Raw genomic sequence first — 11,787 nt, forward strand, 5'->3', positions numbered from 1 at the left:
ATCAGGCCGCCACGGGCGCCTTGTTCTGCCGGTTCTCGATCAGGTCATCGACAACGGCGGGCTCGGCCAGCGTCGAGATGTCGCCAAGCGCACCGAAATCGTCCTCGGCGATCTTGCGCAGGATGCGGCGCATGATTTTTCCCGAACGGGTTTTCGGCAGACCGGGGGCGAACTGGATCTTGTCGGGAGCCGCAATCGGCCCGATTTCCTGGCGCACGTGCTTGACCAGTTCCTGACGCAGCGCCTCGGTTCCCTCATTGCCCGCCATCAGCGTGACATAACAATAGATGCCCTGTCCCTTGACGGAATGCGGATAGCCGACCACGGCGGCCTCCGACACGAGATGGTGGGAGACGAGCGCCGATTCCACTTCCGCAGTCCCCAGACGATGGCCGGAAACATTCAGCACGTCATCGACGCGGCCGGTGATCCAGTAATAGCCATCGGCATCGCGGCGGCAGCCGTCACCGGTGAAATATTTCCCCTTATAGGTGGAAAAATAAGTCTGGATGAAGCGCTCGTGGTCGCCGTAGACCGTGCGCATTTGTCCCGGCCAGCTGTCGGTGATGCAGAGATTGCCGTCCGCTTCGCCTTCCAGCACATTGCCTTCATTATCGACCAGCTGCGGCTTGATGCCGAAGAAGGGCAGGGTGGCCGATCCCGGCTTCAGGGCGGTGGCGCCCGGCAGCGGCGTGATCATGTGGCCGCCGGTTTCCGTCTGCCACCAGGTATCGATCACCGGGCAACGCTTTTCGCCGACGACATTGTAATACCATTCCCAGGCTTCCGGATTGATCGGCTCGCCCACCGTGCCGAGCAGGCGCAGACTGGAGCGCTGCGAACGGGTGACATATTCGTCGCCGGCCCCCATCAGCGAGCGGATGGCCGTCGGCGCGGTGTAGAAAATGTTGACCTTGTGCTTGTCGATCACCTCCCAGAAACGGCCCTGGTCGGGGAAGTTCGGCACGCCCTCGAACATCAGCGAGGTCGCGCAATTGGCGAGCGGCCCGTAGACGATGTAGGAATGGCCGGTCACCCAGCCGACGTCTGCGGTACACCAGTAGACGTCGCCGTCGTGGTAATCGAAGACATATTCGTGTGTCATCGCCGCATAGACGAGATAGCCGCCGGTGGTGTGCAGCACGCCCTTCGGCTTGCCGGTGGAACCGGAGGTGTAGAGAATGAACAGCGGATCTTCCGCCTTCATCTTCACCGGTTCGCAATGGCCCTTCACGGTTGCGATTTCCTGGTGATACCAGAGGTCGCGACCGGGCGCCCAGTTGGTCTTGCCGCCGGTCCGGCGCACCACGACCACCTTGTTGACAGTGACATACTGGCGCGCCGCGATATGGATCGCCTTGTCGGTGTTTTCCTTCAGCGGCACCGGCTTTCCGCCGCGCACGCCTTCATCGCAGGTGATGACGAAGGTGGACTGGCAATCAACGATGCGGCCGGCAAGGGCCTCGGGCGAGAAGCCGCCGAAAACGACCGAATGCACCGCGCCGATGCGGGCGCAGGCCAGCATCGCATAGGCCGCTTCCGGGATCATCGGCATATAGATGGTGACGCGATCGCCCTTCTTGACGCCGTGTTTCTTCATCACGTTGGCGAGGCGACACACCTGATCGTAAAGCTGGTTATAGGTGATCTTCTTGTCGATATAGGGGTTGTCGCCTTCCCAGATCAGCGCGGTGCGTTCGCCATGGGTTTTCAGGTGCCGGTCGATGCAGTTGTAGGAGACGTTGGTCAGCCCATCCTCGAACCACTTGATCGCCACCTTGCCCTTGAAGGAGGTATTCTTGACCTTGGTGTAAGGCTTGAACCAGTCGATCCGCTTGCCGTGCTTGCCCCAGAACTTGTCCGGGTTTTCGACGCTTTCCTCGTACCATTTCATGTACTTGTCACGGTCGACCAGAGCCTGGCTCTTCACGTGCTTCTGGACCGGATACACTTTCTCCGACATGACATTCCTCCTCATGCTCCACCGCCTGCGAACGACGAAAGCGGTTCCCGAATGTGATTCTTATCAGGTGGAGCGGTGACGACAATTAGACAAACGGTCATGCTGCTTGAAGAATTGCAATTTATTCGCAATCCGGTTATAGAGCCCGGGAATTCCCGGAAATTGTGGTGACAGCCCACGGCCCGCGACACCGGCGCGGACGATAGAAGGATCATATCCATGGCTCAACAATTGCTCATGCCGAAGGCGACGGCAGTCTGGCTCGTCGACAACACGGCGCTCTCCTTCGATCAGATCGCCCAGTTCTGCAAGCTCCACCCTCTCGAGGTGAAGGCGATTGCCGATGGCGAAGCCGCGCAAGGCATCAAGGGTCTCGATCCCATCGCCACCGGCCAGCTCTCGCGCGATGAAATCGCCCGCGCGGAGAAGGACGTGAACTACCGCCTGAAGCTCTCCGAGCCGAAGGTACGCGTGCCGGAATCCAAGCGTCGCGGCCCGCGTTATACGCCGGTTTCCAAGCGCCAGGATCGCCCGAACGCCATTCTCTGGCTGGTGCGCAACCATGCCGAACTGAAGGATGCGCAGATTTCGCGCCTCGTCGGCACGACGAAATCCACCATCGAGCAGATCCGTGATCGCACCCACTGGAACGCGGCCAACCTGACGCCGATGGATCCGGTCACGCTGGGCCTTTGCAGCCAGATCGATCTCGATCTCGAAGTTGAACGCGCCGCCAAGAACCGCCCGCTGCCGACCGCTGCCGAAATGGGCGCGACGCTGCAGGCTGCCAGCGAAACCGAGAACCTCGGCTATCGCTACGAGCGCGAGGAAGAGAAGGAAATCGACGCCGACGCCGTCTTTGCCAAGCTGTCGTCGCTGAAATCCACCCGCACCGACGACGAGGATGACGACCGTTACTGAGGTCTGACCGTTCCTGTTTGAAAAGCCGGCCCCAGCGCCGGCTTTTTTTATGCGCGCAATCTGCCTGCTACGCCGCTGACGGCGTAGGCGAAGGGCCAGCATAACCATGGTTGCGCAGGATCGCGCCGATCTCGTCGAGAATGGCCGGATCATCAATCGTTGCCGGCATCTTCCACGGCATGCCATCGGCGATTTTCTGCATCGTGCCGCGCAGGATCTTGCCGGAACGGGTCTTTGGCAGGCGCTCGACGATCATCACGGTCCGGAAGGCTGCTACCGGGCCGATTTCCTGGCGCACCAGATCCACCACCTCGCGGATGATCAGGGCGTTATCGCGCGTCACGCGGTTCTTCAAGACGAGGAAGCCGCAGGGGATCTGCCCCTTCAAGGCGTCCATGACCCCGATGACCGCACATTCGGCGACATCCGGATGCATGGCACAGACCTCTTCCATAGCTCCGGTGGAAAGACGATGGCCGGCGCAATTGATGATATCGTCGGTGCGCGCCATGACGAAGACATACCCATCCTCGTCACGCATGCCAGCGTCGGCCGTCTTGTAGTAGCCGGGAAACTCATCGAGGCAGGTCGCGCGAAAGCGCTGGTCGGCATTCCAGAAGCTGACGAGGCAACCGGGGGGCAGGGGCAGCCGGATCACGATATTGCCCAGCGTGCCGGCCTCCACCGGATGTCCGGCATCGTCGACAACCTCGATCGCATACCCCGGCATCGGAAGGGTCGGCGAGCCGTATTTGAACGGCAGGAGCCCGAGGCCCGCCGGATTGGCCGCAATCGCCCACCCGGTTTCCGTCTGCCACCAATGGTCGATCACCGGCACTTTCAACAGGCGCTCGGCCCATTTCAGCGTTTCCGGGTCGGCGCGTTCGCCGGCAAGAAACAGGGCGCGCAGACCCGACAGGTCATGACGGTAGACGAGATCACCGTCGGGGTCATCGCGGCGGATGGCACGAAAGGCGGTGGGCGCCGTAAACAGCACCTTCACGTCATAATCCTCGATCACCCGCCAGAAAGCCGCCGAATCCGGCGTTCCCACGGGCTTTCCCTCGAAGACGACGGTGGCATTGCCCGCCAGCAGCGGGCCGTAGACGATATAGGAATGTCCGACCACCCAGCCGATATCGGAGGCCGCCCAGAAGGCTTCGCCGGGCGAGACGCCGTAGATGTTGGCCATGGTCCAGTTGAGCGCCACCATGTGCCCGCCATTGTCGCGCACGACGCCCTTAGGCTGACCCGTGGTGCCCGACGTATAGAGAATATAGAGCGGGTCTGTGGCTGCCATGACGGCGCAGGGCACCACGGTTCCCTTTGCCTTTTCCACCTCCACCAGATGGGCAAAATCCGCATCGCCATGTTCGTAGCGCAGCGCGGCATGCAGCTGGTCGCGCTGCAGGATCAGACAGCAATCCGGCTTCACCCGCGCCATGTCCACCGCCTGGTCGAGCAGAGGCTTGTAGGGAACAACCCGGCCCGGTTCCAGACCGCAGCTGGCGCTGATCACCACCTTTGCCTGCGAATCATCCAGCCGCGTCGCAAGTTCATGGGCAGCAAATCCGCCGAACACCACCGAATGGATGGCACCCAAACGGGCGCAGGCCAGCATGGAAAAGACCGCCTCCGGCACCATCGGCATGTAGATAATGACGCGATCGCCCTTCTCCACGCCGAGATTCTTCAGGACAGCGGCCACGGCCTGCACTTCCGTCAGCATGTCATCATAGGAATAGATGCGCTGGTCGCCGGTCATGGCGCTATCGAAGATCAGGGCCCGATCACCGCCGCGCCCGTCGGCGATATGGCGGTCAAGGCAGTTATAGCAGGTATTGGTCTCACCATCGGCAAACCAGCGACCGTAAACGCCCTGATCCGGATCAAAGACGCGCGTCGGCGGCTTGAACCAGTGCAGCGCCTTTGCCGCCTCGCCCCAGAAGGTGTCCGGGTCCTGCTGCCATTCCTGATAGACCTCGTGATACCGGCTTTGCATCTGATCCTCCCATCGTCCGCCACTGCCCTCTGATGCAGTTTAGAAGCAGCTGATGAGAGCGAAAAGCCCGACGAAAGGGGAAGGCATCGCAAGCCTGGGACCCCGAGGCTTGCGCTTTGTCAACGATGGCCGAAGATTGCGGAGCCGACCCGCACGCTTGTCGCCCCAAAGGCAATCGCCGTTTCAAAATCGCCCGACATGCCCATGGACAGTTTCTCGACGCCGGCCTCGCGGCCGAGCTTCGCAAGAAGCGCGAAATAGGGGCCCGGATTGTCGTCAGCCGGCGGAATGCACATCAGCCCCTCCACCGACAAACCGAGCTCCTTGCGGCAGAAATCAACAAAAGCCACCGTCTCCTTCGGCGCGATGCCGGCTTTTTGCGGCTCCATGCCGATATTGACCTGGACATAGAGCCTGCATGGTTTGCCCTGCGCCCGCATCTCGGTGGCAAGGGCGCGGGCGATCTTCTCGCGGTCGACCGTTTCGATCACGTCAAACAGGGCAACCGCATCGGCAGCCTTGTTGGATTGCAGCGGGCCGATGAGGTGAAGCTCGATGCCCGGTGTCTCCGATTTCAGCTGCGGCCACTTGCCCTGGCTTTCCTGGACGCGGTTTTCGCCGAACACACGCTGGCCCGCGGCAATGACGGGGCGGATGGCATCGGCCTCGAATGTCTTCGACACAGCCACGAGCGTCACAGAGCGTTCAGCCCGGCTTGCATCGTGCTCCGCCGCACTTATCTTTGTGCGGACCTCTGCCAGTCTTTCCTCGATCGTCATGGCCTCTCCTTGGGGTCGATGGCATTCTCTCTCGTCCGGCGATACCGCCAGAAGGGCCGAATGCCAAGTGTTTGATCGCCCGCGGCGCATCGGGCACCCTCAAAACTTGACGCTCACCGGCTTTCGTGGTGAAGGTCTCGCATCTTATTCATACCCGGAATTTCACTGAAATGGCGACCGAACGTTACAATCCGCGGGATGCCGAACCCCGTTGGCAGACAAAGTGGGCCGAAGAGAAGACCTTCGAGACCGACAACAACGACACCCGCGAAAAGTACTACGTGCTCGAGATGTTCCCCTATCCGTCGGGCCGCATCCACATGGGCCACGTTCGCAACTATGCGATGGGTGATGTGGTTGCGCGCTACAAGCGGGCCCGCGGCTTCAACGTGCTGCATCCGATGGGCTGGGATGCCTTTGGCATGCCGGCAGAAAACGCCGCCATGCAGAACAAGGTTCATCCGAAGGACTGGACCTACCAGAACATCGCCACCATGCGGGCGCAGCTGAAGTCGATGGGCCTGTCGCTCGACTGGTCGCGCGAGTTTGCGACCTGCGACGTCGATTATTACCACCGCCAGCAGTACCTGTTCCTCGACATGATGGAAAAGGGGCTGGTCTACCGCAAGCAGTCGAAGGTCAACTGGGACCCGGTCGACCAGACGGTTCTGGCGAACGAGCAGGTCATCGACGGCCGCGGCTGGCGCTCCGGCGCATTGGTCGAGCAGCGCGAGTTGACGCAGTGGTTCTTCAAGATCACCGAGTTTGCCGAGGATCTGCTGGTAGCTCTCGACGGCCTCGACCAATGGCCGGAAAAAGTGCGCCTGATGCAGAAGAACTGGATCGGCCGCTCGGAAGGGCTGACGATCCGCTGGGAACTGTCGCAAGAAAGCACCTCCAAGGCCGGTTGCCGCGAGATCGAGGTCTATACGACCCGTCCGGATACGCTGTTCGGCGCGTCATTCCTCGCCATTTCCGCCGATCATCCGGTGGCAAAGGCGATTGCGGCAAGCAATGCCGAGGCCGCCGCATTTGCCGAGGAATGCCGCCGGCAGGGCACATCGCTTGCCGCACTCGAAACGGCGGAAAAGAAGGGCTTCAACACCGGCCTCACCGTCAAGCATCCGCTCGATCCGAGCTGGGAGCTGCCCGTTTACATCGCCAATTTCGTGCTGATGGACTATGGTACGGGAGCGATCTTCGGCTGCCCCTCCGGTGACCAGCGCGACCTCGATTTCGCCCGCAAGTATGATCTGCCGGTCGTGCCGGTGGTGATGCCGAAGGACGGCGATGCGGCAAGCTTCACCGTGGGCGACGAGGCCTATGTCGGCGATGGCGTGATGATCAATTCGCGCTTTCTCGATGGCCTTTCGACAGACGACGCCTTCCAGAAGGTGGCGGACCTCCTGTCTCAACAGCAGGTCGGCAATGCGCCGCAGGCCGCGCGCAAGGTGAACTTCCGCCTGCGTGACTGGGGCGTGTCGCGCCAGCGCTACTGGGGCTGCCCGATCCCGGTCATCCATTGCGAAGTCTGCGGCGTGGTGCCGGTGCCGAAGAAGGATCTTCCCGTCCAGCTGCCGGATGACGTCACCTTCGACGTGCCCGGCAATCCGCTCGACCGCCACGCGACCTGGCGACACGTGGCCTGCCCGCAATGCGGCCATGATGCACGCCGTGAAACCGACACGATGGACACGTTCGTCGATTCGAGCTGGTATTTCGCCCGCTTTACCGCGCCCTGGGAAGACCGCCCGACGGACCCGGCGGTTGCCGATCGCTGGCTGCCAGTCGACCAGTATATCGGCGGCATCGAGCACGCGATCCTGCATCTGCTCTATTCGCGTTTCTTCACCCGCGCCATGCGCGAAACCGGCCATGTGAACCTCAGCGAACCCTTCAAGGGCCTTTTCACGCAAGGCATGGTAGTGCACGAAACCTACCGGCTGGGTGAGGGCCAGAATGGGCAATGGGTGGCACCGGCTGAGATCCGCATCGAGGATATCGACGGGGCCCGAAAGGCCTATCTCCTGTCGTCGGGCGAAGAAGTTTCGATCGGCTCAATCGAGAAGATGTCGAAATCGAAAAAGAACGTCGTCGATCCGGATGATATCATCGCGTCCTATGGCGCCGATACCGCCCGCTTCTTCGTTCTGTCGGATTCGCCGCCGGAGCGCGATGTGATCTGGTCGGAATCCGGTGTCGAAGGCGCGCACCGCTTCGTTCAGCGCGTCTGGCGCCTCGTGTCGGAAGCCGCTCCTACCTTGAGTGCCGCCGAAGCAAAGCCGGCTCACGAAGGCTCGGCGCTTGCCATTTCGCAGATCGCCCACAAGACGCTGAAAGCGGTCGAGGGCGATTACGAAAAGCTTGCCTTCAACAAGGCTGTGGCCAGGATCTATGAGCTGGTGAATTCGCTGGCGCAACCGCTGACGCAGGTTGCGGGCGGCAGCGCCGATGCGGCGACCGTTTCCGCCGTTCGCGATGCCACGCAGATCCTGGTGCAGCTGATCGCACCCATGACACCGCATCTGGCGGAAGAGTGCTGGTCCGTGCTTGGAAACGAGGGGCTGATTGCGCAGGCCGGCTGGCCTGTCTTTGATGCAGCACTCGTGGCCGACAATGACGTGCTGCTGCCGGTGCAGATCAACGGCAAGAAGCGGGCGGAATTGACAATCGCCCGTGACGCGGATCACAATACTATCGAGCAGGCAGTCCTGCAGATTGAAGCGGTGCGTACGGCCCTTGCCGGCGGTGCGCCGAAAAAGATCATCATCGTCCCACAGAGGATCATCAACATTGTTGTTTGAACTCTCACCGGCCCTTCGCCGCGCAAGCCAGCTTGTGCTCATTCTTGCAGCCGCGGTGTCCCTGTCGGCCTGCCAGGTGCGACCGCTCTATTCATCCACAAGCGGCACGCCGCAGAAGCTGGCGGCGATCAAGTTCTCTGCAGCCGGCGACCGGGTGGGTCAGGTGGTGCGAAACCAGCTGATCTTCCTGACGAGCGGTGGTGCAGGGGAGGCGGTAACGGCCGACTATCAGCTTGCAATGAGCGTGACGTCGGTTCGCGCCGACATTCTGGATGACCAGATCTCCCAGAGCGTGACACCCGGCCGCGTCACCGTATCGGCAACCTATACGCTGACCAAGATTAGTGACGGCAAGGTCCTGCGGACCGCGACGCGGTCTGTGACGTCGCTCGTCGATATCGGCAACCAGCAGTTTGCCAAACTTCGCGCCTATCGCGATGCGGAAGACCGAGCTGGACGTGAACTTGCCGAATTCATCCGCGCGGATCTTGCTGCTACCCTTGGCCGCTGAGCGCCATGGCGGAAATCAAGGCCCATGAGTTCGAGCGGCTTTTGCCGAAAGCTGCGCAACTCTACCGGATTTTCCTGATCTATGGACCCGATCGCGGACTTGTTTCGGAACGCGCCGGCGAGCTGGCGGCGAAGGCCGGCGTCTCGCCGGACGACCCGTTCTCCTTTACACGGCTGGATCTCTCCGACCTTCAGGGCGATCCCGGTCGTCTCGTGGACGAAGTCAATTCGGTCGGCCTTTTCGGCGGCAATAAGCTGGTCTGGCTGCGTGGAAACGGCAGCGAGAAGCCGCTGGCAGATGCGCTGCAGGTCCTGCTTGCAGGACCTGAACCGGAAAACCTTCTGATCATCGAAGGTGGTGATCTCAAGAAAACCAATGTGTTGCGCAAGCTTTGCGAACCGGCCAAGCTCGCGGTTGCCATCCCCTGCTATGCGGATGACGTCAAGTCTTTGAATCTGTTGATAGATCACGAGCTTTCAGCAGAAAACCTGCGCATCACCGCCGATGCACGTGAACGGCTTCTGGAAGGGCTGGGCGGCGACCGCGTGGCATCTCGCAACGAGATCCGCAAGCTCGCCCTCTATTGCCGCGGCAATGCCGTCATCGAGGAACATCACGTGACGGAGATCATCGGTGATGCTAGTGCCATCTCCACCGATGATGCTGTTGATTGCGTGCTGAAGGGAGACTTGCCCGGACTTCATCGAGCCATCCAGAAGATCGTCAGTTCAAAGACGCCGATCTTTCTCGTGCTGCAGTCTTGTCTGCGCCAATTTCAACTGCTTGACCTCATGCGCGCTGAAATGGATGAGAAGCGCAGCCAGCCGGCGCAGATCATGCAGACCATGGGCCGCCATATCCATTTCAAGCGCAAGCCCCTGTTTGAGAAGGCGCTCCGCAGCTGGACGGGTGAGGCCCTGGCCCGCGAGACCAATCGCCTCCAAACCGCCGTTCTCCACTCTCGCCAGAAGGCAGTTCTGGAAGATACCATCGCGTTTCAGACCTTGCTCGCGACGACGCTTCAATCTGCACGCGGTGCAGCGCGCGGCTAAACCGCGGTTTTCGGTCCAAAATCGGGGCTTATCGGTCTGGAACGCCTATCGGCGCTCCAAAAGCCGGCAGATTTCTTCCAGCTGTTCCAGCGTACGATAGGAAATGCGGATCTGGCCGCTACCGCTCTTGTGGCTGATCTTCACGTCCAGTCCAAGCGCATCCGTTAACGTCCGCTCCAGCGCCAGAGTGTCGGAATCCTTCTCCGAAGCCCGCGACAGGGTCTGCGGCTCGCTTTGAGCCTTGATGTCGTTCTGGGCCAGACGTTCGGCATCCCGCACCGACATGCCCTTGGCGACGATGGTGCGCGCAAGCGCTGCCGGATCGGATGTCGACACAAGCGCACGTGCGTGGCCGGCCGAGAGATCGCCCGACGAGAGCATATCCCGCACCGGTTCCGGCAATTTCAGCAGGCGCAGGCTGTTGGCCACATGGCTTCGGCTCTTGCCGATGATCTCGCCGAGATCGTTCTGCGTGTAGCCATGTTCGGCGATCAGCTGCTCGTAACCCAGTGCTTCTTCCAGCGGATTGAGGTCCGAACGCTGGACGTTTTCAACGATCGCGATTTCCAGCGCTGTGCGATCATCCACATCGCGAACGATAACCGGGATTTCGATCAAACCCGACAGCTGGGCTGCACGCCAGCGCCGCTCACCGGCAATAATCTCGTAATCAGTTCCAACCGGGCGGACCACGACCGGCTGGACAATCCCGTGCTGGCGGATGGAGCTCGCCAGGTCCTGCAACTCGGCTTCATCGAATGTGCGGCGAGGGTTGCGCGGATTGCGCAACACATGTTCAATGGGCACCAGCCGATCGGGATTGACAGCGCGCGCGGCGGGCTCGCCCACCGGCAAAGCCTGGTCCATTTCGCCGATCAATGCGGCAAGACCGCGACCGAGGCGCCGCTTGGAAAGATCTTCACTCATTTCATTTTACCCTTGGCAGATCAGGCAGCCTTACGCCGCCGTTCGCGCTGAATGACCTCGGAAGCCAGCTGCAAATAGGCCTGGCTTCCCGCGCATTTCAGATCATAGAGGATGGCGGGCTTGCCATAGGAGGGCGCCTCGGAGACGCGAACATTGCGTGGAATGAGCGTGTGGTAGACTTTCTCGCCGAGATAGGTACGCACATCATTCACCACCTGCTGCGCGAGGTTGTTGCGCGCGTCAAACATTGTGAGCACGATCCCCTGAATATCGAGACCCGGATTGATCGTCTGACGCACCTGATTGACCGTCTCCAGAAGCTGGCTCAAACCCTCCAGTGCGAAGAATTCGCACTGCAGCGGAACCAGGACCGAATGAGCGGCCGCCATGGCATTGATGGTCAGAAGATTGAAGGACGGAGGGCAATCGAGCAGGATATAGGAAAAATCGAGCGCCTCGACCGTTTGCAGCGCGCGGCGCAGCCGGAAGGCGCGATCGGCATCGCGGCCGATTTCCATCTCGAGACCGAGAAGATCCATCGTCGACGGAACGATGAACAGGTTTGGAACGGCGGTGGCGACAGCGGCATCCCGGATGGTCTGACTACCCATCATCACGTCGAAGGACGACATCTTGCGATCCTTCCGGTCAATGCCGAGCCCTGTGCTGGCGTTGCCCTGCGGATCCAGGTCAACAATCAGAACGCGTTCGCCAATGGCCGCCAGAGCCGTCGCAAGATTGATGGCGGTCGTCGTTTTGCCGACACCACCCTTCTGGTTGGCGATTGTGATGATCCGATTGCTCTCGTACATGGAACACCTGCTGGTG

General features: G+C 61.0%; 9 protein-coding genes. 4 read left to right on the plus strand and 5 right to left on the minus strand.

The annotated features are described in order from the left end of the window. Position 1 precedes the first annotated feature (1 nt). Positions 2-1,963 (minus strand): acetate--CoA ligase, encoded by a 1,962-nt coding sequence (gene acs, locus ACEXP3_RS20800; RefSeq protein WP_210106837.1) that lies wholly within the window; start codon positions 1,961-1,963, stop codon positions 2-4. Positions 1,964-2,182: 219 nt separating this feature from the next. On the opposite strand from acs, the gene ACEXP3_RS20805 reads away from it, so the two are divergent. After that, a complete protein-coding gene (locus ACEXP3_RS20805; protein WP_210106838.1) occupies positions 2,183-2,884 on the plus strand; it encodes a DUF1013 domain-containing protein in 702 nt (233 codons plus the stop codon). A gap of 67 nt (positions 2,885-2,951) precedes the next feature. Here the strand turns inward: ACEXP3_RS20805 and ACEXP3_RS20810 are convergent, their stop codons facing one another. Together ACEXP3_RS20810 and ACEXP3_RS20815 are read right to left on the minus strand one after the other, a co-directional pair. Beyond that, complete coding sequence (locus tag ACEXP3_RS20810) at positions 2,952-4,886, minus strand: propionyl-CoA synthetase (protein ID WP_377299041.1); 1,935 nt, start codon at positions 4,884-4,886, stop codon at positions 2,952-2,954. A 119-nt stretch (positions 4,887-5,005) separates the two neighbouring features. After that, positions 5,006-5,665, minus strand: coding sequence for a YggS family pyridoxal phosphate-dependent enzyme (locus ACEXP3_RS20815; protein WP_377299042.1), 660 nt, complete (start codon positions 5,663-5,665; stop codon positions 5,006-5,008). A gap of 170 nt (positions 5,666-5,835) precedes the next feature. Here ACEXP3_RS20815 and leuS point away from each other — a divergent pair, with 170 nt between their 5' ends. The 3 genes from leuS to holA are packed head-to-tail and all read left to right on the plus strand — an operon-like array spanning position 5,836 to position 10,032. Beyond that, complete coding sequence (gene leuS, locus ACEXP3_RS20820; RefSeq protein ID WP_377299043.1) at positions 5,836-8,469, plus strand: leucine--tRNA ligase; 2,634 nt, start codon at positions 5,836-5,838, stop codon at positions 8,467-8,469. Beyond that, the gene (locus ACEXP3_RS20825; protein WP_210106842.1) at positions 8,459-8,980 is read left to right on the plus strand and encodes an LPS assembly lipoprotein LptE; all 522 of its coding nucleotides are present in this window, start codon (positions 8,459-8,461) and stop codon (positions 8,978-8,980) included. The genes leuS and ACEXP3_RS20825 overlap by 11 nt, the downstream gene beginning before the upstream one ends. Positions 8,981-8,985: 5 nt before the next feature. Further along, entirely contained in the window at positions 8,986-10,032 is a 1,047-nt protein-coding gene (holA, locus tag ACEXP3_RS20830) for a DNA polymerase III subunit delta (RefSeq protein WP_377299045.1), read from the plus strand. 45 nt (positions 10,033-10,077) lie between these two features. On the opposite strand, the gene ACEXP3_RS20835 is transcribed toward holA, so the two are convergent. Both ACEXP3_RS20835 and ACEXP3_RS20840 read right to left on the minus strand, forming a co-directional pair. Continuing rightward, positions 10,078-10,959, minus strand: coding sequence for a ParB/RepB/Spo0J family partition protein (locus tag ACEXP3_RS20835; protein ID WP_377299047.1), 882 nt, complete (start codon positions 10,957-10,959; stop codon positions 10,078-10,080). A gap of 20 nt (positions 10,960-10,979) precedes the next feature. Further along, positions 10,980-11,771 carry a ParA family protein gene (locus tag ACEXP3_RS20840; RefSeq protein WP_377299049.1) on the minus strand — a complete coding sequence of 264 codons (792 nt, stop codon included), beginning with the start codon at positions 11,769-11,771 and terminating at the stop codon, positions 10,980-10,982. Positions 11,772-11,787: the final 16 nt, after the last annotated feature.

Origin of the sequence: Neorhizobium fuzhouense, assembly GCF_042611105.1 — a bacterium.
Lineage (GTDB): Bacteria > Pseudomonadota > Alphaproteobacteria > Rhizobiales > Rhizobiaceae > Neorhizobium > Neorhizobium galegae_A.